Source organism: Janthinobacterium fluminis (assembly GCF_028595325.1).
Classification (GTDB): Bacteria; Pseudomonadota; Gammaproteobacteria; order Burkholderiales; family Burkholderiaceae_D; genus Janthinobacterium; species Janthinobacterium fluminis.
In genome coordinates, this window is sequence record NZ_JAQQXR010000001.1 from 453,232 (window position 1) to 474,608 (window position 21,377).

At 65.4% G+C, this 21,377-nt stretch carries 16 protein-coding genes; 8 read left to right on the forward strand and 8 right to left on the reverse strand.

The features are described from left to right. Window positions 1-4 precede the first annotated feature (4 nt). Window positions 5-3,634 (reverse strand): AAA domain-containing protein, encoded by a 3,630-nt coding sequence (locus OIK44_RS02135; protein WP_273669008.1) that lies wholly within the window; start codon window positions 3,632-3,634, stop codon window positions 5-7. A 289-nt stretch (window positions 3,635-3,923) separates the two neighbouring features. On the opposite strand from OIK44_RS02135, the gene urtA reads away from it, so the two are divergent. The 5 genes from urtA to urtE all read left to right on the forward strand — a co-directional run bounded on the left by urtA (window position 3,924) and on the right by urtE (window position 9,492). Then, window positions 3,924-5,177 carry an urea ABC transporter substrate-binding protein gene (gene urtA / locus OIK44_RS02140; protein ID WP_273669009.1) on the forward strand — a complete coding sequence of 418 codons (1,254 nt, stop codon included), beginning with the start codon at window positions 3,924-3,926 and terminating at the stop codon, window positions 5,175-5,177. 76 nt (window positions 5,178-5,253) lie between these two features. Then, window positions 5,254-6,867 carry an urea ABC transporter permease subunit UrtB gene (gene urtB, locus OIK44_RS02145; RefSeq protein ID WP_420213807.1) on the forward strand — a complete coding sequence of 538 codons (1,614 nt, stop codon included), beginning with the start codon at window positions 5,254-5,256 and terminating at the stop codon, window positions 6,865-6,867. Further along, on the forward strand, window positions 6,864-7,955 hold the full coding sequence (gene urtC / locus OIK44_RS02150; RefSeq protein WP_273669011.1) for an urea ABC transporter permease subunit UrtC: 1,092 nt from the start codon (window positions 6,864-6,866) through the stop codon (window positions 7,953-7,955). Before urtB ends, urtC begins: the two co-directional genes overlap by 4 nt. Next, window positions 7,952-8,791: an urea ABC transporter ATP-binding protein UrtD gene (urtD, locus tag OIK44_RS02155; protein ID WP_273669013.1), complete on the forward strand. Its 840-nt coding sequence runs from the start codon at window positions 7,952-7,954 to the stop codon at window positions 8,789-8,791. Before urtC ends, urtD begins: the two co-directional genes overlap by 4 nt. Window positions 8,792-8,793: 2 nt before the next feature. After that, window positions 8,794-9,492, forward strand: coding sequence for an urea ABC transporter ATP-binding subunit UrtE (gene urtE, locus OIK44_RS02160; protein ID WP_273669014.1), 699 nt, complete (start codon window positions 8,794-8,796; stop codon window positions 9,490-9,492). 31 nt (window positions 9,493-9,523) lie between these two features. Here the strand turns inward: urtE and OIK44_RS02165 are convergent, their stop codons facing one another. Genes OIK44_RS02165 through OIK44_RS02175 form a run of 3 tightly spaced genes read right to left on the reverse strand, consistent with a single transcriptional unit; the run spans window position 9,524 to window position 10,981 of the window. Then, the gene (locus tag OIK44_RS02165) at window positions 9,524-10,108 is read right to left on the reverse strand and encodes a chromate transporter (protein WP_273669015.1); all 585 of its coding nucleotides are present in this window, start codon (window positions 10,106-10,108) and stop codon (window positions 9,524-9,526) included. Then, complete coding sequence (locus tag OIK44_RS02170) at window positions 10,105-10,680, reverse strand: chromate transporter (protein ID WP_273669016.1); 576 nt, start codon at window positions 10,678-10,680, stop codon at window positions 10,105-10,107. Before OIK44_RS02170 ends, OIK44_RS02165 begins: the two co-directional genes overlap by 4 nt. A gap of 43 nt (window positions 10,681-10,723) precedes the next feature. Continuing rightward, window positions 10,724-10,981 carry a hypothetical protein gene (locus OIK44_RS02175; protein ID WP_420213808.1) on the reverse strand — a complete coding sequence of 86 codons (258 nt, stop codon included), beginning with the start codon at window positions 10,979-10,981 and terminating at the stop codon, window positions 10,724-10,726. A 224-nt stretch (window positions 10,982-11,205) separates the two neighbouring features. Here OIK44_RS02175 and OIK44_RS02180 point away from each other — a divergent pair, with 224 nt between their 5' ends. Next, window positions 11,206-11,394: a hypothetical protein gene (locus OIK44_RS02180; protein WP_273669017.1), complete on the forward strand. Its 189-nt coding sequence runs from the start codon at window positions 11,206-11,208 to the stop codon at window positions 11,392-11,394. A 455-nt stretch (window positions 11,395-11,849) separates the two neighbouring features. Here OIK44_RS02180 and OIK44_RS02185 read toward each other — a convergent pair whose 3' ends face one another. Further along, window positions 11,850-12,737, reverse strand: coding sequence for a PAS domain-containing protein (locus tag OIK44_RS02185; RefSeq protein ID WP_273669018.1), 888 nt, complete (start codon window positions 12,735-12,737; stop codon window positions 11,850-11,852). A gap of 440 nt (window positions 12,738-13,177) precedes the next feature. Next, window positions 13,178-13,840, reverse strand: a complete 663-nt coding sequence (locus OIK44_RS02190; protein ID WP_273669019.1) for an HD domain-containing protein — start codon at window positions 13,838-13,840, stop codon at window positions 13,178-13,180. Between the two features lie 117 nt (window positions 13,841-13,957). Here OIK44_RS02190 and OIK44_RS02195 point away from each other — a divergent pair, with 117 nt between their 5' ends. Then, window positions 13,958-17,062, forward strand: coding sequence for an NAD(P)-binding protein (locus OIK44_RS02195; protein WP_273669020.1), 3,105 nt, complete (start codon window positions 13,958-13,960; stop codon window positions 17,060-17,062). Between the two features lie 13 nt (window positions 17,063-17,075). Here OIK44_RS02195 and OIK44_RS02200 read toward each other — a convergent pair whose 3' ends face one another. Both OIK44_RS02200 and OIK44_RS02205 read right to left on the reverse strand, forming a co-directional pair. After that, window positions 17,076-17,615 (reverse strand): hypothetical protein, encoded by a 540-nt coding sequence (locus OIK44_RS02200; protein WP_273669021.1) that lies wholly within the window; start codon window positions 17,613-17,615, stop codon window positions 17,076-17,078. A gap of 93 nt (window positions 17,616-17,708) precedes the next feature. Further along, entirely contained in the window at window positions 17,709-20,543 is a 2,835-nt protein-coding gene (locus tag OIK44_RS02205) for a hybrid sensor histidine kinase/response regulator (RefSeq protein WP_273669022.1), read from the reverse strand. A 200-nt stretch (window positions 20,544-20,743) separates the two neighbouring features. On the opposite strand from OIK44_RS02205, the gene OIK44_RS02210 reads away from it, so the two are divergent. Beyond that, window positions 20,744-21,373, forward strand: a complete 630-nt coding sequence (locus OIK44_RS02210; protein ID WP_273669024.1) for a LysE family translocator — start codon at window positions 20,744-20,746, stop codon at window positions 21,371-21,373. Window positions 21,374-21,377: the final 4 nt, after the last annotated feature.

Consider the following 21,377-nt stretch of genomic DNA (forward strand, 5'->3'; position numbering starts at 1 on the left):
CCGTTCACGCGCCCGCCGGGACGCCGCGGATCAGCGGGGCTTCGGCCGGTGCGCCCAACGCCATGGCCAGCGTGTCAAAAAAGCGCTGGCCGGACCATTGCGCGTGGTCGCCGATCACATACACGCGCTTCTTGGCGCGGGTAACGGCAACATTGAGCAGGTTCGGCTTGGCCGCCGCGAAGCCTGGAATCAGCATGGGTTTCGCTGGATCGCCGCCGAGCACGAGAATGACGATGTCGGCTTCCTTGCCCTGGAAGGTATGGACGGTGCCGTGCATGCCGTCCTTGGCCTCGCCCAGCAGCTCGCCGAGCGCCTGTTCGAGCGCGCCGTTGACGTCACGGAACGGTGTGATGAGGTAGAGATTGAATTTCCCGTCCTTCTTCAAGCCGTATTCCTGCTTGAATTCCTTGACCATGCTGATGGCGCGCTCGATTTGCGCGGGAATACAATTGCCTTTGGCCTCGCGGGCCGGCACGTCGATCCAGCAACTGTCGCCGAACCACAGTTGACGTTCGTCCTTGCTGGTGCCGTAGACCATCATGCCGTCGTAGGCGATGGCGTTCGACACCCGGAACATGGTTTCCAGGCAGCGCCGGTGTACCCGCAGCGGACTGCCGACCCAGCGTTGTTGCTCGCCTTGGCCGAGCAGGGTGCCGACGGGATTGGCCATGTCGGCCAGCACCTGCGCCGAGGAGCGGTTCGGGTCGTACTCGGTGCGCGCGCCGCAGCGGATGCGCAGTGGATCGAGCGCCTCGGCCGGTAGATTGACGATCGGCTCCAGTTGCAGCGGGTCGCCTACCAGCACGGCGCGTCGGGCGCGCCAAATGGCGCCCAGCGCCTGCTGCGGGCTGGCTTGGCCGGCTTCGTCGATCAGTAGCCAGCCTATGCTTTCGCGGCCCCAGCTTTTGAACATGCGCGGGAAGGAGGCGAAGGTGGTGGAGACGACCGGCACGAGCAGGAACAGTGCTTGCCATAGCCGTGTCAGGTCGCCCTGGATCTGGCTGGGCAAAATTGTGCCCAGGTTGAGCTGGGCCAGGATGCCCAGGGTGCCCGACAGCTTGGGCCAGCTGGCGACGACGAAGGCGGCCTGCAATTCCATCGCGGCGCAAAACAGCGCCTGCCTGGCCTCGAAATGCTCTTGATCGTGCCAGGGCGCGGCCAGTTGCAGTTGCTCGTCCGAGCGGCCGCTGCCGAGCCAGTTCGCGGCCATTTTTTCGTCCACGGCCCACAGGCGCAGCAGGCTGCGCTGCGTCTCCAGCACCGTGCGCTGGTCCTGCGCCTCCTGCTGCGCGGCCAGTTCCCGCGCCTGCAACGGCGCCAACTGGGCGTCGACGGCTTGCAGCGCGTCGGCGCAAGCGTCGCGCCTGGCGCGCGCCTTGGCCAGGGTCGCGGGATCGAGCTTGTCCGCCAGAGCCGGGTCCAGGCCGGCACGGATGCAGGCGGCGGCGCTGAGCTGGCAATCGGTCTGCGCCTTGGCCCGTTGCGGCGCCAGATCCGCGTGACGCTGCAGCAGCTTGCGCTGGGCCTGCAAGGCCAGGCGCGTGCGCTCCTTATCCACGGCCGCTTGCTGGAAGGCCAGCCGGGCTTCGTCCAGTTTGGCGCTCCAGCGCGCTTTCACTTGCCAATCGCGCAGGCGATGCCACCAGCCGGGTTTGTTCGCCACATGGGATGTCAGTAGCAGTTCGCATTGGCGCAACTGCTCGCTTGCCGCGGTTTGCTCGTCATCGAGGGTACGCGCCAGCGCCGGCGCATCGGCCACCGCTGTCCATGCCTTGTCGATGGCGGCCAGTTGTGCCAGCGCCGTCCGCTGGCCGGCGGCGGCCGCGTGCCTGCCTGCCAGCATCTGGTAGTGCCTGCCGGCGGCGGCGTCGCGCACCGACAGCTCGGTGCGGGTTGCCCCGAGCAGCTCCACGCTGGTCCGTAGCGCTTTCAGTCGCGCCGCTGTGTTTTCGTGGGCGGCGCTGACTTTGCCGATGCTGCGCAAGGCATCAGCGATCTGCTGCATTCTCTGGCGGGACGCGGTCGCGCGTTGTATGGCGGCGGCAAAGTCCGCCCGCGCTTGCTGCCACGGTTTGGCCTGGTGCTGGCCCTGGATCACTTCCCATAAGGATTGTTTCGGGTGTGCCGGCGGCGCCTCGCCCTTGTCCAGCTTGGCGGGCGGCCAGCGCAGTTGTTGAAAGAATGCCTTCCTGTTTTGTTTGCTGCCCAGGGCGGCCGCGAACAAGCCCCAGCTTGCGCCCACTTTGCGCTCCCGCGTGCTGGTCGAGGCGGCAAGCGAGTCCGACACGGTCGGGAAATACTGCAACGCTGAGCCCTTCGGTAGCGCTTGGCGCGCCGGCAATTCCTTGGTGATGTTTTCCACCGCGCCATTGTTGGCGGATGCCACCACGATGCTGCCGCCGCACAGCCTGGGGTCCACGGTCCAGGCTTTTTGGCCGAAGGTGTTGACCGTGACGCCAATCTCTTCGCCAAACGCGGACTGCGGATCGGCAAAGCTGGCCATCACGATAGCGCGCTCGACAACAATGTCGGCAATCACGTCGCGCAGCAGCGTGGTCTTGCCCGTGCCCGGCGGACCGTTCACTGAGAACAGGCCGGCGCCGTCCGCCAGGCGCTGGTGGATGGTGTTGACGGCGAATTGCTGCGCCAGCACCAGCGGATGTTCGGACGGCCAGCAGGCCAGCGGCGTGGCGGCCGGTTCGACCGCCTCGGCCAGCGCCTGCCTGCCGTCCGCGCGGACATCGACCCGGTCGCTGCGCCACCGCGCCGCCATGAACGCGGCGGCGGCCGGACCGAGATTGTCGTCTCGGATGGCGCGTTCCACCATTAAAATGTCTTCGACGAAAAAACTGTTGAGCATGTCGACGCCATCGGCGCCACCCGCCGCAGCCTTCGCGCTCTTGGCGCTGACCACCTTGGCTTGCACCCTGAGTTCCTGGGCGATGGACGGAGGCGTCCAGCCGCAGCGTTGAAAAGCCAGCCGGCAAAAATCGCCCACGTCTTGCAGGGAGAGTGGGCATCGGCCATTGACATCGGAATCGAGTTTGACGTCTTTCGGCATGGCGGCGGCCAGGGCCTCACTGCCATTTCTCGCCAGGCAGCCACGCTGCAACAATAATTCGACGATTGTATTGCTCAATTGCTGCTGGAATTGATTGAAGCCAAAAAATCCGAAAAAATTAATGCGCTCGCCCGGTTTCGTTGCTTTTACTTGAGCAATAGCCCAAGGCATGCTGCTAATAAAAGGCAGATCGGTGACCATGCCGTCTATGTTGAGCGGAAAGGCAAGCGTTGCAGCGGGATTGCTTGCCCGGTATTCGCCGAACTCATCCGCAGTCACGCCTAAACTGTCGCGCAATTCCTGAATCACGGGAGCCATTTCCATGAGAGAACAATAGGCGACGAAGCGCCAGGTGTTGTTGGCGTGGGCGCCGGCCTTGCGTGTTCGCGCCGCTAAAAGCGCGAGTTTTCCCGGGTCGGCCCATGGCATGTCGCGATCGCAGGCAATATCCCAGCTAATTGAATTGCTTGCCTCATCAATTCCAATTTTCGGCGCGCTATTTGGACTCAGGCATTCAATTCCCGCCCAGAAATTAGTTGCATTAACTAAAGCCTCTGCGTTTCCTTGCTTCATTGCTACCTTGGTGAATAAGTGGAGAAAAGAATGATAGACCATCTGCACCGATTTGATAATCGGGCATGGGGGCTATTATCCGGCGGGCCGCCGCTGTCTTGATTTTGCACCGTTTTAAGACGCCGGCCCAAGCGCCGGGCGCAAACATCACCAGGACGAAGCAGGGCCGCACCAAAACGACGAGGATGGGCTTGAATATCGGGTGAACAAGGCATGGCACACATTCTGCTAAAGAAAAGGTGCACGTCTTTTTTGAATATTTCTCGATTTCAACCACCCAGGAGCAACCATGTCCCGACGTATTCTTCTGAAAGCGAGCGCAGCCGGCGCTTTGGTGTTAGCGACTTCGTCCTTGACGGGCGCGGCGATGGCGGCCGACACGATCAAGATCGGCATTCTGCATTCGCTGTCGGGGACGATGGCGATTTCGGAAACGTCGTTGAAGGACGTCGCCCTGATGACGATAGACGAGATCAACGCCGGCGGCGGCGTCATGGGCAAGAAGCTGGAGGCGGTGGTCGTCGATCCGGCGTCGAATTGGCCCTTGTTCGCCGAAAAGGCGCGGCAACTGGTGACGCGCGACAAGGTGGCGGTGGTGTTCGGTTGCTGGACCTCGGTGTCGCGCAAGTCGGTGTTGCCGGTGTTCAAGGAGCTCAACAGCCTATTGTTCTACCCGGTGCAGTACGAGGGCGAGGAGCTGGAAAAGAATGTGTTCTACACGGGCGCGGCGCCGAACCAGCAGGCGATCCCGGCCGTCGAGTACCTGATGAGCAAGGATGGCGGCGGCGCCAGGCGCTTCGTGCTGCTCGGCACCGATTACGTCTATCCGCGCACGACCAACAAGATTCTGCGCGCCTTCCTGAAAAGCAAGGGGGTGAAGGATGGCGATATCGACGAGGTCTACACGCCGTTCGGCCATGCCGACTATCAAACCATCGTCGCCAACATCAAGAAGTTCTCGGCCGGCGGCAAGACGGCGGTGATATCGACCATCAACGGCGATTCCAACGTGCCGTTCTACAAGGAGCTGGGCAATGCGGGCCTGAAGGCGACCGATGTGCCGGTCGTCGCGTTCTCGGTCGGCGAGGAAGAGTTGCGCGGCGTCGACAGCAAGCCTTTGCTGGGCCATCTGGCGGCGTGGAATTATTTTGAGTCCGTCAAAAATCCCGTCAACAGCAGCTTCATCAAGCAATGGAAGGCGTATGCCGTGGCCAAGAAGTTGCCGAACGCGGCCACGGCGGTGACCAACGATCCGATGGAGGCGACCTATGTCGGCATCCATCTGTGGAAGCAGGCCGTCGAAAAGGCCAGGTCGACCGACACCGACAAGGTGATCGCGGCGATGGGCGGGCAGACGTTCAAGGCGCCGTCCGGTTTTACGCTGACGATGGACCCGAGCAACCACCATCTGCACAAGCCGGTGATGATAGGGGAAATCAAGGGCGACGGCCAGTTCAATGTCGTGTGGAAGAGCAAGGCGCCGATCCGCGCGCAGCCGTGGAGCCCGTATATCGCCGGTAACGAGGCGAAGCAGAAACTGTAAGCGCGTCAAGCATGCCGGGGCCGGCCCCGGCTCCACCTTGTTGCTGTTGATACTGCGCCCACGCGCCTTGGACACGATGCGAATGCTGCCGATAAACAAAATGCTGCTGCTCGCCTGCCTGTGCCTGCCGCCGTTCGCGGCCCGGGCCGCCATCGACGCGGCGCTGTTGAAGCCGCTGGCCGGCGCCGACCCGGACGCGCGCATCGAGGCGGTCGGCCAGATCGCCGCGCTGGCCAATGCCGACGCCACCCGCGTCTTGCAGGCGCTGCAGAATGCCGCGCTGTACGCCGCGCCGGACGGCGGCGTGCGCATCGTCGACGACGACAAGGCATACGACCCGGGCACGGGCCAGAGCGGCCCATTGCCGGACGGCGCCGACGCCATCGTCGTCAACAACCGTTTGCGCGGCGCCGTCGAGGGCGCGCTGGCGGGCCTGAAACTGTTTGCGCCGGAGCCGCCGCAGCGCATGGCGGCGGCGCTGGCATTGCAAAAGTCGATAGCGCCGGCGCAACTGCCGCTGATCCGCAAGGCGCTGGCGCAGGAGGCGGATGCCGACATCAGGGCCGTGCTGTACCTGCTCATCGCCGCCGCCAACCTGCAGTCGCCCGACGCGGCGCTGCGCCTCGCCGCCGTGCGGGGGCTGGCGCCAAGCAGCGACGCCGGCTTGCTGCCGCAACTGCAAAGAATGCTGGAGAAACATCCCGACGGCAGCCAGGTGGAGCCGGACGTGGCGGTGCGCATCGCCGTCGTCGCCACCTTGGGCGAGATCCGCGGCCGGGTCCAGCGCAGCGAATTCGTCGGCAAGCTGTTCTACGGCATATCGCTGGGCAGCGTGCTGTTGCTGGCCGCGCTGGGGCTGGCGATCACCTTCGGCCTGATGGGCATCATTAATATGGCGCACGGCGAATTGCTGATGATAGGCGCCTACACGAGCTATGTCTGCCAATGGCTGTTCCGCCAGTACCTGCCCGGCGCCGTCGACGCCTATCTGGCCGCCGCGCTGCCGGCCGCCTTCCTCGTCGCCGGCGCCGTCGGCGTCGCGCTCGAACGCACGGTGATTCGCTGGCTGTACGGCCGGCCGCTGGAAACCCTGCTGGCCACCTGGGGCATCAGCCTGATGTTGATGCAACTGGTGCGCACGCTGTTCGGCGCGCAAAACGTCGAGGTCGCCAACCCCGCGTGGATGTCGGGCGGCGTCACCGTGCTCGGTTCGCTGGTGTTGTCGTACAACCGCATTGTCATCATCTTTTTCGCCTTGTTCGTCGTCGCCGCCGTCTGGTTGATCCTGAACAAGACCCGGCTCGGCCTGTTCGTGCGGGCCGTCACGCAGAACCGGCGCATGGCCGATTGCCTCGGCGTTTCCACCGGCAAGATCGACATGATGACTTTCGGCCTGGGTTCCGGCATCGCCGGCCTGGGCGGGGTGGCCTTGTCGCAACTGGGTAATGTCGGCCCCGACCTGGGGCAGGGCTACATCGTCGATTCTTTCATGGTGGTGGTGCTGGGCGGCGTCGGCCAGCTGGCCGGCACCGTCATCGCCGCGCTGGGGCTGGGCGAGGTCAACAAGTTCCTGGAGCCGCTGGCCGGCGCCGTGATGGCCAAGATCGCCATTCTGGTCTTCATCATCGTCTTCATCCAGCGCCGGCCGCAAGGACTGTTCGCGATGAAGGGGCGGAGCGCCGAATCATGATTGCCGCACCGCTGTTCTCGCGCCGCGCCTGGTGCGCCATCGCCGGCTGCGCGCTGCTGGCGGCGCTGCTGCCGCTGCTGAATCTGGCCTTTCCCGACGGCCACGCGCTGCACGTGTCCGCTTACATGGTGGCGCTGGTCGGCAAGTTCATGTGTTACGCGCTGGCGGCGCTGGCGCTGGACCTCGTCTGGGGCTACACGGGCATTCTGTCGCTCGGCCACGGCGTGTTTTTCGCGTTGGGCGCCTATGCCCACGGCATGTATCTGATGCGGGCGATCGGCCGCGACGGCGTCTACCAGAGCCATCTGCCGGATTTCATGGTCTTCCTCGACTGGAAGGCTTATCCCTGGTACTGGGCGATGACGGACAGCTTCTGGTACTGCATGGCGCTGGTCGTGCTGGTGCCGGGCGCGCTGGCTTTCGCGTTCGGCTTCTTCGCGTTCCGCTCGCGCATCAAGGGCGTGTATTTTTCCATCATCACGCAGGCCATGACGTATGCCTTCATGCTGCTGTTTTTCCGCAACGACACCGGCTTCGGCGGCAACAACGGCTTTACCGACTTCAAACGCATCCTCGGCTTCAGCGTGACGGCGCCGGCCACCAAGGCCGCGCTGTACCTGCTGACGCTGGCCTTCCTGCTCGGCGCGCTGCTGCTGTGCCGCGCCATCGTCCAGTCGAAGCTGGGGCGCGTGCTGCTGGCGGTGCGCGACGCGGAGTCGCGCCTGATGTTCATCGGCTACAACCCCCTGTGGTTCAAACTGTTCGTCTGGACGCTGTCGGCGGTGCTGTGCGGCATCGCCGGCGCGCTGTACGTGCCCCAGGTCGGCATCATCAACCCGTCCGAGATGTCGCCGGCTAATTCGATCGAGATGGTGATCTGGGCCGCCGTCGGCGGGCGCGGCACCTTGCTCGGCCCCATCGTCGGCGCCTTCGCCGTGAACGGCCTGAAGAGCTGGTTCACGGCGGCCTTGCCGGATTGGTGGTTGTTCGCGCTGGGCCTGCTGTTCATCCTCGTGACGCTGTTCATGCAAAAAGGCATAGCCGGCTTGTTGCAGGCCTTGGGGCGCGGCCGCAGGGGGGCACCATGAACCTGCTGGCTCCCGGCGAACGCTATGCGGGCCGGCATGGCGGGCAGGGCGTTTCCTACGGTTGCGTCAAGGGCGAGGGCCTGGACACCCGCCACGGCGCGATTCTGTATCTGGAAGAGATCACCGTGTCCTTCGACGGTTTCAAGGCGCTGAACAAGCTGAGCCTGGATATTTCCGTCGGCGAGCTGCGCTGCATTATCGGCCCCAACGGCGCCGGCAAGACGACGATGATGGATGTCATCACCGGCAAGACGCGGCCCAGTTCCGGCACGGCCTGGTTCGGCCAGAGCTTCGACCTGGCGCGCATGAGCGAGTACGACATTGCCCACGCCGGTATCGGCCGCAAGTTCCAGCGCCCGACGGTGTTCGAGCAGCACAGCGTGTTCGAGAACCTGGAACTGGCGATGAAGATGGACAAGCGGGTGCGGCCGACGCTGTTTTCCCGGCTCAGTTCCGAGCAGAAGGGCAAGATCGACGCCGTGCTGGCGTTGATCCGCCTGCACGGCCAGGCGGCCCGTTTGGCCGGCCTGTTGTCGCACGGCCAGAAGCAGTGGCTGGAAATCGGCATGTTGCTGATGCAGGAAGCGCAATTGATATTGCTCGACGAGCCGGTGGCCGGCATGTCCGACGCCGAGACGGCGCGCACCGCCGAGTTGCTCAATGAGTTGCGCGGCAAGCATTCGATCATGGTGGTCGAGCACGACATGGGCTTCGTCGCCGAGATCGCGCAGCAGGGCATCGTCACCGTGCTGCACGAAGGTGCGGTGCTGGCGCAGGGGCGCATGGAGCAGGTGCAGGCCGACGAGCGGGTGATCGAAGTGTATCTGGGACGCTGACGATGCTGGAAGTCGAACAATTAAACCAATATTACGCTTCCTCGCACACGCTGCGCGGCGTGTCGCTGTCGGTGGGCAAGGGCGAATGCCTGGCCCTGCTGGGGCGCAACGGCGTCGGCAAGACCACCTTGCTGAAATGCCTGATGGGTGTGCTGCCGGTGGCGCAGGGCAGCGTCCGTTTCAACGGCCGCGACATCACGCGCCTGACGCCGCACGAGCGGGCGCGGCTGGGCATCGCCTATGTGCCGCAGGGCCGCGACATCTTCGCCCGCCTGACGGTCGAGGAGAACCTGTTGATGGGCATGGCGGCGCGGCCGGGCAGGGCCGCGAGGCAGATCGACGGCGCCGTGTACGAGTTGTTTCCCGTGCTGAGGGAGATGCTGGCGCGGCGCGGCGGCGACCTGTCGGGCGGCCAGCAGCAGCAACTGGCGATCGCGCGCGCCCTGCTGGCGCGGCCGCAACTGATCATGCTCGACGAGCCGACCGAGGGCATCCAGCCGTCGATTATCAAGGACATCGAGCGGGTAATCCGTTTGCTGCGCCAGCGCGGCGACATCGCCATCTTGCTATGCGAACAGTATTTCGACTTTGCGCGCGCGCTGGCCGACAAATTTATCGTGTTGTCGCGCGGCGAGGTGCTGGCCGGCGGCGCGCCTGAGCTGATGGATGGCGACGACGTCAGGCGCCACCTGGCCGTATGAGGGGCGGAGCCCGGATTGCCGGCGCGGCGCTTTAGACCAGGCCGCACCAACCCAGCGCGGCGCCGGCGCCCAGCAGCCACAGCAAATGTAATTTGGTGCGCCAGATGATCAGGCCGCTGACCAGGGACAGCGTCCACAGCGGCCAGTCGCTGCGCCAGGCGTGGTTGGCGCCGCCCAGGATGATGCCGGTCGAAATCAGCAGCGCGATGACGGTAGGCGCCATCCCCTGTTTGAAGGCGCGCACGGCGCGCAGGTCGCGGTTGCGGTGGCCCCACTGCGCGGCCAGGTAGGTGATCGTCGTGCTGGGCAGCATGATGCCGACCATCGTCACGGCCACGCCGAGCAGGGCGGCGACGTAGCTGCCGGCGTTCAGGCCGACGTTCCAGCCCATCAGGGCGACGAACAGCACATTCGGTCCCGGCGCCGCCTGGGCGATGGCGATGGATTCGTTGAATTGCGCCTGCGTCAGCCAGTGGTGCTGCTCGACCAGGAAGCGGTGCATTTCGGCGGTGGTGGAAATGGCGCCGCCTATCGACATCAGCGATAGCAGCAGATACTGGGCGAACAGGTTGAGCCAGTCGCCCCAGCTCAGCACCAGGTGCAGCGGGGCGCTCACGGCGCGATCTTCCGGTAGGTCAGCACGCAACCCAGGCCGCCCAGGCCGAGCAGGATGTAGAGCAGCGGCCAGTGCAAGACGGCCACCATCAGCACGCCGAGCAGGCACAGGGGAACCGTCAGGCGCAGCGGCAGCGGATGCTTTTTCAGCGTCGCCGCCAGTTTCAAGCCGGTCGCGGCGATCAGGCCGGCGGAGACGGCGGCCATGCCGCGCAGCGCGCCGCCTATGCCGGGCAGGTGGGAATAGTGCGTGTACAGCAAGGCCAGCAGGATGACGATGACCAGGGGCACGGCCAGCATGCCGGCCAGCGCGCACAGGGCGCCGGGCAGGCCGAAGTAACGCCCGCCTATCATCAGGGACAGGTTGACGACGTTCGGCCCCGGCATGATCTGCGCGACGGCCCACTCTTCGACAAATTCCTCCTGCGTCAGCCAGCGCTTGCGTTCGACCAGTTCGCGTTGCACCACGGCCAGCACGCCGCCAAAGCCTTGCAGGGCCAGCAGCGTGAAGGAAATAAACAGGTCGCTCAGGGAGGTCGGTTGGGGCCGTTCGGCTACGGTGGCGGAAGTCATCGCGCCATTATCGCCCCGGCCGAGCCGGCTTGTCCACGAACAATTAGCCGCCGCCTATGCCCGCGGTGACGATGCCCGTGCCGCCGCACATCGGGCAGGCGCGGCCATCCTCCATGATGCCGCGGGCGCGGCAATGGCCGCAGACGTTTTCGCCGCTGCCCGGGGTGCCGGGCGCCGCCTCGTCGCCCGGGTTCAGCGCCTCCTGCTCCAGAACGATGGTGGAATGGTAAGTTGGAGTGTGCATATTGTCCTCGCCGCTGCTGCCGCCCTGGGGCGCCTGCTTCCATGCTAGGCCGGCCATCGACGCTTGGTTTGAGCTGGCGCAAGATGCCGCGCCAAGGCGCTCCATGGCGCTGAAGAAAAATTTAGCGGCACGATAGAAAGCTGACATTGACTTTGCAAGTTCTTCGCCGATACTCCTTGCTGTGAACTGGCCGTTCACGTCCGATCCGCCCCACGATGTCATTAGTTGAGTGAAGGAAAGTGATGAATGCGCCGAGACTGCTTCAAGCTCTTCGTTCCCCCATGATTACGGAACTGTATCAACAACGCGTCAATGAGGAGGGTCACCACATCGTCAATCAAGGTATTTCCGTGCAATCGACGTTCAACACGATGTGCGCGATCGAATACCTGAAGTCGCGCAATGTCGCTCCCCAGGTGATCGAAAGGGTGCTGCTGCATCCCGAACTGCGCCGCAAAACCCAGCACTGAGAGCGCGGCGTTCGCGTCCACGCTCCGCCACCCCGGCGACGGCACTTTTCAGTGGCGTCGCGCATTGTTATTTTTGCCATGCAAATGGCAAGTTATGCACAAATTATATCGACAAGAAATTCCCCAAAATATTTTCCGAACACAAACTTATGGTTTGTAAGTGCTTGATTTTTATGTGGTTTATTTTTGCTGTTTGAATGAGCAGTTTATTGAAACCCGCATAGGCACTGGCTCGCGGGGGTGTCAATAGGCGCTTATCCACAAAGATATCCACAGTCAATGTGGATATCTGAAAAAGGTCTTAACAATCCGCCACTTAGCCGCAAGCATGTCGGGAACAGTGTTTTTTGGCCCATTTTTCCGCCATTTTCAGGGCGGTATTTTCCACTGGATGCATGTCCAGTGGTATTGGGGTGGTAGTTGTTTTAACCCAAAAATAAAGCGTTGTTGCCGCCTTACTGCGCCGCCGGGGGAGTGAGTATCGCCAGGTAATGCGCGGCCTGGCCGCCGTCCTTGTCGAGCGGCACGATCAGCGCCCGCAAGGCGTGCGCGGCGCCGTCGCTGGCGCGGGCGGCGACGTCGCCGGCCCAGGCTTGTCCCTGGGCCAGCGTCCGGACGGCCGCGTCGCAGGCGGCCTGGTCCGCATGCGGCCCGCGCAGCATGCTCAGCGGCTGTCCCAGCAGTTGCTCGCCGCTGTAGTGGAGCAGGGCGCACAGCGCCTCGTTGGCGCCGGCAATATTGCCGTCGCGGTCCAGCGTCAGCAGCAGCGTGCGCCGCTCCAGCGCCGTTTCCAGCCGGCGCGCCTTGTCCAGCGCCGCGCCCAGGCTGGCCACGCGCTGTTCCGCCTTCGACAGGCTGGAATAGGTACGCAGCGAAGAAATGACGGTGGTAAACAGCTTGCGTGTCGTCAGGTCGGTCTTGCACCAGAAGTCATTGATATCGTAGTCGACGATGATGCTGTGTTCCAGCGCCTGGCCGGGCTGGCCGGTGCGCAGCACGATGCGTACCAGTTTGTTGCCCAGCTCGTCGCGGATGCGCCGCGCCACCTGCAAGCCGGCGTCGTTGCTTTCCATGATGACGTCGAGCAGCACCACGGCGATATCCGGCGTGTTGCGCAGCACCGTCAGCGCCTCCGCGCCGCTGTAAGCGTGCAGAAAGCTGAGGCGGCGTCCGAGGAAGGAGCTGTTGCTCAATGAAAACTTGGTGACGACGTGCACATCGACATCATCGTCGACGATCAATACGCGCCACGGCGGCGGCGCGCCCGCGCCGTCCGTCTGGTTGTCCGTTTCCGGTAAGTCCTCTTCGATCAACCAATTCGAGTCGGATTCGTCGCTAGCCATTTTCGCATCCATGCCTTGTCCGTCACAGTCAAAACAGGGAACCGTTCCCCTATTGTCACGCTGCGCTGTCAGATGTGCATGCGCCGCATGACGACACTATTCCAGTGCAGAACTTTTGTCAAAGCATTCCCGCCCGGCGGGCGGCGCTAGCATGTCTGCCGAGAAAATATTTCTTAAAAATATAAAAAATGCATTTGATGTAACGCAAACGCATTTGCTAAGTCATTGATTTTATTCATTTTAAATATTGCCTTCGGAATGGGCAATTTGTTGAAACCCGCATCAGTGCTGGCGTTGCGGCTTGTCAAGTGGGCCTTATCAACAACTTTATCCACAGTAGCTGTGGATATCTAGAAAAACCTCCTGCAAACACTGGCAGTTAGCTGCGCCTCGTGAGAATTCGGGCGAGCGGGGCGCCGATCCGGGGAATATCGGGCCTGTCACGGCACTTTCATGCGCTTGCGCGGCTCCCGCGGCGGCGCGGCCGCCAAATGTTTCAACTCCTCGAAGCGCTCCAGGAAGAGTGCATGGGCGCGCTCGGGGCCGACAGGAACGATCTTGTCTGGATGGGGGGGCGGCAGATGGCCCCAGTCCATCCATGCGGGCGGCAGCAAGTCGCGCAGTTCGGTCGCCATGCAGACCAGGTCGGCGTGCTTGATGGCCGGATGCTCGTCCTGGAAGCCGAATCGGCGGCGCAGCGTGTTCTTGACCGGGTGCAGGCGTTCCTTCAGATAGTCCCGGCCCAGCATGATTTTCACCGGCGACGGCCAGTCGCCAAGGAATTCCTCGCAGTCGTGCAGCAGCGCCGCATAAGCGAGATCGGGCGGCACCAGCCGCGACACCATCAGCGAATGCTCGGCCACGGAGTACCACGGCCTTGCCGCGCCGCCCCAGCGCGGTTGCGACGCCAGGCAGAGGGAAATGTCGCTGATGGGCAAGCCGGTCGCATCCGGCGCCAATAAATCCAGCACGAACCCCGATGGCAGCAAAATTGCCGTGCGGCCATCGGGTTTGTTCAATAAGTCGAATTGCATCGCAGTAAAGTCCTCGCCCTGAGAGGGTTTTCCAGAAGTGCCATGTCCTGCCGCAAGCGGGATCGGCACTCCCTATCCTACACCTCGTTCCGCCTAGGCGACACGCCTTGATATTTCGCGTTTTTCAATCGGCATTTTGAAAATACACTCGGGATTGTGAAATGATGAACACAATCGGGGGCGGCGATGGCGACCAGACCTGCTTATATTTACCAGGGTGGCTCGGTGTTGATGCACGCGCCCATGCAGTTGCAACAGTCGGACATGTACGGTTTTTTCGTCCGCGGCGACCTGGCGAAACTGCAGGCGACCATCGACACGACGCTCAACGAGGTGGCGGCCGGGCGCCTGACGCTGAAGGCGCTGTCGCCATATGTGCTGTTGACCTTCAACCGTATCGGGCACGCCGATTCGGCCGATCCGGCCGACCGCGCCAAGGGCTGGCTCAGCGAGGGCGAGGTCATCACCTGGATCATGGTCGGGGCGATGGACGGGGCCGGCAAGCCGGCGCAGTTGTATTGGCATCCCTGCCATATCTTCGTCGACGACGCGATGGCGCTGGTGAACGGCCGCGAACTGTTCGGTTACTCGAAATACCTGTGCGACTACGCGATGCCGGCCGCCGGCGCGGAGCCGCTGCGTTGCGCGGTGGCGCTGCGGGGCTTCCAGCCGTTTGCGCGGGAAACCAAAATCGCCCGGCATCCCTTGCTGGAGGTGAACGCCACCGTGAAAACGGGCGAACACAAGCCGGTCCACGGTTTTGCCGACCTGATCGAACAGGCATTTGCGCTGTTGCAGTCGGTCCCAGATTTCCTCAATATGGACGGGGCCGGCTGGGCGCATATCCTGTCGCTGCTGCGCCGCCCCCGCGTCGACCAGATTCTCCTGAAACAATTTCCCGACAGCGCGGGCGTCAAGGCGGTGTACCAGGCGCTGCTGGCGGTGCCGGCCGACATCGAGCGCCTGCACAGCGGCCGCCTGCTCGGCTATGAGTACGAATGCAGCGTGCACGCCTTTGCCAGCTTTCCGCTCGACCAGACGCTCGGCTTGCAACTGGGGCCGCAAAGCGCCGTCCTGCCCTTCCACATACAGTTCGACTTCACGACCATGCCGGGCGAGGAACTGGTCGACAATTCCGCCGTCGCGGCGGAAAAAATCGCCATCCTCGGCGGCGGCGTCGGCGCGATGACGGCCGCCTATTATCTGAGCCAGCAGCCCGGCCGGTACGCGATCACCGTCTACCAGTCCGGCTGGCGCCTGGGCGGCAAGGGCGCCAGCGGGCGCAACGCGGCGGCCAGCCAGCGCATCGAGGAGCATGGCTTGCACGTCTGGTTCGGCTGCTACGCCAACGCCTTCGCGATGATGCGCCAGGTCTACGCCAGCCTGGACAGGCCGGCCGGCGCGCCGCTGGCGACGTGGCGCGACGCCTTCAAGCTGCAAGACTATGTGGCGCTGGCCGAAGACGTGCAGGGCCAGTGGCGCAACTGGTCGATGGTTTTTCCGGCGCTGCCGGGCGAACCGGGCGATGCGGGCGGTGAGTTGACGCCATGGCAGATGGCGCTGGCGCTGTTCGGCTGGATTGCCGCCTGGGCCGGGCAGATCGGCCGAAGCGCGCGCCAGGCCGAAGCCATGGCGCCCACGCCGAACGGCAAGTGGCCGGGCTGGCTGCGGCGCCTGGCCGACGCGGTGGCGGGCGAGGCCGGCGAGCTGGGCCTGGACGTGGCCTTGGCTGCCGCCGCGCTGGCGACGCTGGCGGGCCGGCTGGCGCCCGATTCGCGCCTGCACGGCAGCGCCGAACACCGCATGCTGGCGGCGACGCTGGCCGGCATCCGTACCTGGCTGCACGCGCGTTACCGCGCCGCCCTTGACGGCAACGACGACTTGCGCCGCCTGCTGATCTGCCTCGACCTCGGCATCACGGTGCTGCGCGGCCTGTTCGAGGATGGCGTGCTGCGGCACGGCTTCGACGTCATCAACGACATCGACCTGCGCGACTGGCTGCGCAAGCACGGCGGCGACGAGGAATGGTGCGTCAACTCGGCCCCGGTGCGCGCCTGCTACGACCTGGTGTTCGCCTACGAGGACGGCGACACCGGCCGGCCGAATGTCGAGGCGGGCACGCTGTTGCGGGCGATGGCGCGGATCTGCCTGGGCTACCGGGGCGGCATCATGTTCAAGATGCAGGCCGGCATGGGCGACTGCGTCTTCGCGCCCCTGTACGAGTTGCTGCGCCGGCGCGGCGTGCGCTTCAAGTTCTTCCACAAGGTCGAGGAGCTGCTGGCGCTGCGGGGCGACATCGACAGCATCCGCGTCACGCAGCAGGTGGCGCTGGCCGCGCCGGGCCAGGAGTACCAGCCGCTGGTGACGGTGAGGGGGCTGGCCTGCTGGCCGGGCGCGCCGGACCTGGGCCAGGTCGAGCCGGCCCAGGCGGCGCTGCTGCGGGCCGGCGCCGTCGACCTCGAATCGTACTGGAGCGACTGGCCGCAGATGCACGAGCGGCATTTCGGCAAGCCGCCGCCCAGCGTCACGCTGCGGCGCGGGGTCGACTTCGACAAGGTGGTGTTCGGCGTGCCGGTCGGCGCGCTGCCGGCCCTGTGTCCGCAATTGCTGGAGCTCAGCCCGGCGCTGAAGGCCACATCCGTCAAGCTGCGGACGGTGGCGACGCAGGCGTATCAGCTGTGGCTGAACCGGGACCTGGCGCAACTGGGCTGGACTTGGCGGCCGGGCGGGCAGCAGCCGTTGCTGAGCGCGTTCGCGCCGCCCTTCGACACTTGGGCGGCCATGGACCAGGTGTTGGCGCGCGAAGACTGGCCGGCCGGGGCGGCGCCGAAGAGCGTCGCGTACTTCTGCGGCGCGCTGGCGGTGGCGGCCTATCCGCCGTTCAACGACGGCGGCTTCGTGGCGCAGTGCAATGAGCGCGTCAGGCAGGGCGCGCTGAAACAGTTGTGCGGGCAGATAGGCGCGCTGTGGCCGGCGGCCGGGCCGGCCGGCGCCTTCCCGTGGCAGTGGCTGGTCGATGCGCACGAGGGCAGCGGGGCGGCGCGCTTCGACGGCCAGTACTGGCGCGCCAACGTCGACCCCGCCGAACGGTATGTGATGTCGGTGGTGGGCAGCTCGCGCTACCGGCTGGCGACGCAGCAGTCCGGCTTTGCCAATCTGTATCTGACGGGGGACTGGATCAAGACCGGCTTGAACGCCGGCTGCGTCGAGGCGGCCGTGATGGCCGGCATGCAAGCGGCGCGGGCCATCTGCGGCAGCCCCGGGCTGGTCCGGGGCGAGACGGATTTTTGAGGCGGGCCGCCGCTTACTCCGGCAGTTTCTGCATGTGAATCGCGATTTCCTTCTGGAAGATCGCCTCTTCGTGCAGCGTCAGCAGTTTCTCGAACATGCCCGCCTCAAGATAGATTTCCTGGCGCAACCACTGCTTGCGGTAGGTGACGGGGCTTTTCATCTTCTTCAGGCGCAGCGCGACGCGCTTCGGATCGAGGGCGCGCAGCTTGATGTCGCTGGCGCTGCGCGAGGACACTTGCAGCGGCGTGTAGCCGCCGGCTTTCTCGCCATTGTCGATGAGCACATATTCCTTGCCGCGGAATTGGTAGAGGAAGGCCGTGCCCGGCAAGTCGTCCTTGCCGGCGCCGCTCCATTGCAAGCTCATCGTGTCGCCGGCGGCGGCGATCTGCATCGCCTTGTCGGCGCTGTCCTTGACCTGCACCTGCCATTTGCCGGCCACTTCCGCCGGAATGGCGACTTTGTCGCCGGCGCCCTGTTCGACGCTGACGCCGCAGGCCGACAACAGGGCCGCGCACAAAATGAGGATGCCTTGGGCTGGGCTGAACAGACGCATGGTGGGCTTTCTTTGGATGGGTGGCAAATACTGTAGACATCTTACAATATTGCGAAGGGGAATTGTTTCTTTTGTCCCCAGGTTTGTCCTGCCTCAGATGCCGGGCGCGGCGCCGCGCAGGTCGGCGCAGGCCCGCTCCAGCGCGGCGCCCACTTCCGGCAGCGCCTGGCGCACGGCGTCGAGCGCGCCGTCGCCGGCCAGCGCCTCCATCGCGTGGCACAGGCCGTGCAGGTGCTGGCCGCTCAGATAGCCGGCGCTGCCCTTGAGGGCGTGGAAGGCGGCCGCGGCGGCGCCGGCGTTGCCGTTGTCGACGGCGTGGCGGGCCAGCGCCAGACGCCGCGGCGCCTCGTCGAGGAAGGCCAGCGCGATGCGCCGCATGTGCTGCGGCGACAGGCCGGCCAGCGGCAGGATGTGGATCGCGCCGGCGGGCGCCGGCGGCGGCGCGGCGACGCCGAATTGCCGCGCCAGCGCGTCGGCGTCGGCCTCGGCCGGCGCCGTATCGGCCGGGCGCAGCGGCTGGCCGCGGCTGCGCAGCAGCGCGATGGTCGCCTCGATCTGCCGGTGCAGCAGGGCTTCGTCGATGGGCTTGCTGAGGAAGCCGTCCATGCCGGCGGCCAGGTAGCGCCGGCGCTCGTGTTCGCCGGCGTTGGCCGTCAGCGCGACGATGGGCACGTTGGGGTCCAGCACGGCCCGCCCGGCGTGGCCGCCGGCGCGGATCAGCCGCGCCGCCTGCTCGCCGTCCATCAGCGGCATGCGCCCGTCCATCAGCACCAGGTCGTAGCCGGCCTCGGCGAGCGCGCGCAAGGCATCGGCGCCATTGTCGACGATGCGCACCTGATGCCCCATGCCTTCGAGCAGGGTGGCGATGATGATCTGGTTGGTGCGCACGTCCTCGGCGCACAGCACGCGCAGGCGGTGGGCGTGGCGCGCCGGCGCAGCGGCCGCCGGCCGGGGCGCCGGCGCCGCCCCCGGGGCCAGCGGCAGCGTGAAGTGAAAGCGCGCGCCGGCGCCGGGCGCGCTGTCGACGCCGATGCTGCCGCCCATCAGGTCGACCAGTTCCTTGCAGATCGCCAGGCCCAGGCCGGTGCCGCCGTATTGCCGCGTCGTCGATTGGTCGGCCTGCTCGAATTTGCGGAACAGCCGCGCCTGCGTCTCGGCGGCGATGCCGGGGCCGGTGTCGCTGACGCTGAAGGCGACGCCGCCGCCGGCCGGGCGCGCGGCCAGCCGCACCTCGCCGCTGGCCGTGAACTTGATCGCGTTGCCGAGCAGATTGATGAGGATTTGCCGCAGCCGGGTCGGGTCGGCGCGCACATAGCGCGGCAAGTCCAGCGCCAGTTCGCGCCGCAGCAGCAGGCTCTTGGCGTCGGCGTGGCCCTGGACGATGCCGACGGCGTCGTCGAGCAGCGCCAGCAGGTCGAAGTCGACCGCTTCGATGCTCAGCTTGCCGGCGTCGATCTTGGCGAAGTCGAGGATGTCGTTGAGGATGACCAGCAGGGCTTCGCCGTTGTGCAGGCCGATGCGCAGGTATTCCTCGGTGCGCCCGCGCACGGACTGGTCGCGCAGCGCGAACTTGAGCATGCCGATGACGCCGGCCAGCGGCGTGCGGATGTCGTGGCTCATCGCCGACAGGAAGTCGATGCGGTGGCGGCTGACCACCTCGGCGCGCTCCTTGGCCAGCGTCAGCGCGTCGTTGGTGCTGCTCAGCTCGAAGGTGCGCTCGCTGACGCGCCGCTCCAGGTGGTTGCGCAGCAGGCGGATCTGGTCGGCCAGCGCGAAGGCCAGCAGCAGGCTGTCGAGGGTGCCGCCGAGCAGCGTGAACAACTGGGCGTTGTCGACGACGGCCGGAATCAGCCCCAGGTTGGCGGGCAGCACGGCCAGGCCGGGCAGTATCAGGGCGATGAAGGCGCAGACGAAATAGCGCGCCGGCTGGAAGCCGCGGCGCCAGGCGGCGATGCCGCACAGCAGCGCCAGCGCCATCCAGATGGCGATGACGATGGTGGCCAGCGTGTGGGCGTAGGGCAGCGCGACCAGGCAGCTGGGCAACAGCAGCAGCGGCAGCAACAGATTGACGCGGCTGAGCCGCGCCAGGCGCGGCGAGAATTCGGCCAGTTGCAGGAAGTTGAGGTAAAACAGGGTGCCGAACACGGGCAGCAGGAAGAACGGCACATAATGCAGTTGTAACTGGTGCCAGCCGAACAGGTCGGTCGGCAGGTGGAAAGTCATCGCCCAGGCGATGCCGTAGCTGAGCACGTACAGCGCATAATAGACCGAGGAGCGGTCGCGGGTAATCGAAAAGATGAAGAAATTAAACAGCGCCATCGCCAGCAGCGCGCCGATGGCGCCGATGATGAGGGTGTTTTCGCGCGCCACCAGGCGCCGGTAGGCGTCGCGCGGGCTGACGGCGAACACGGGCGCGCGCGCGAAGTAGGGGCTGGAGAAGCGCAGCAGCACATGGTAGGTGGCGCCCGGCTTGAGCGTGATGTCCTTGCCATAGTGCAGCATGTAATCGTGCGGCTGGCGGTAGCCGCTATGCAGCGTGACGGCGCCGCCGCGCTCTTCGTAGACCCTGGCCTCGATGCTGTCGATCAGCGTGTCGTTGGCGTCCAGCACCCAGGCTTCGTGCGCGCTGTCGTTGCGCACCCGCGCGTACAACCAGTAACTGCCGCCGAACAGGTCGACGTGGGACTGCGGACGCAGCGTCGCCAGCCAGGCCGGCAGCGCGGCTGCGTCGGCCGGCGCCGCCTCGGCGCCGGCGGCGAACAGGCGGGCGCCGTCGGCCAGCTGGCCGACGAGGTGTTCCCGCAGCGGCAGCGGCGCCCCGACCGCGTCGGCGCGGCACGGCGGCCAGGCCAGCAGCAATAGCAGCAGCAACAGTGCGAGGTCGCGCAGACGGGCAAACGACAGGAATGTGGTCGGAAATTTGGCCATATTGCCAGTTGTGCTCAGTGAAATGCCGCTTGCGCCGGTGCGATGCGGGTGCGGAGGGGGTGCGCTAGTTGGTCAACATTTTAATCGACAAACTGTATCTGGCGCTAATGCCGCTTTCTCAAAGCGTTGCGCGGCGCGGGCTGCGCCGCTGCCGCGCCCCCTGTATCATGGCGATTTATTACCAATCAGAACGGTTTCCCATGTTGATCAGCCCAGAACAGTTTTTCGGATTTCTCGCCGCCGCGCTCCTCATCACCGCCTCGCCGGGACCGGACAACCTGATGGTGCTGGGCGTCGGCATGTCGCGCGGGCGCCGCCAGGGCATGGTTTTCGGGCTCGGCTGCGCGCTCGGTTGCCTGAGCCACACGCTGCTGGCCACGCTGGGCGTGAGCGCGCTGATCGCCGCCTCGCCGCCGGCGTTTGCCGCGCTCAAGGTGTGCGGCGGCCTGTACCTGGTCTGGCTCGGCATCGGCGCGCTGCGCAGCCGTGGCGGCGCCCGCGTCGACGGCGCCGCCGTGCCGGACGAATCGCTGGCGCGCCTGTTCGCCAAGGGTTTGTTCGCCAACAGCATCAATCCGAAGGTCGTGCTGTTCTTCCTGTCCTTCCTGCCGCAATTCGTGCTGGCCGAGCGCGGCGGCGTCAGCTGGCAGACGGCGCAACTGGGGCTGATCTTCACGGCCCAGGCCTGTGTGCTGTTCGGCTTGCTGGGCTATTTCTCGGGCGCCGTCGGCACATGGCTCAACCACAGGCCGCGCGCCGGCCTGTGGCTGGACCGCGTCGCCGGCGGCATCTTCGTCGCCCTGGGCCTGCGCCTGATGATCGCGCGCTGAGGCG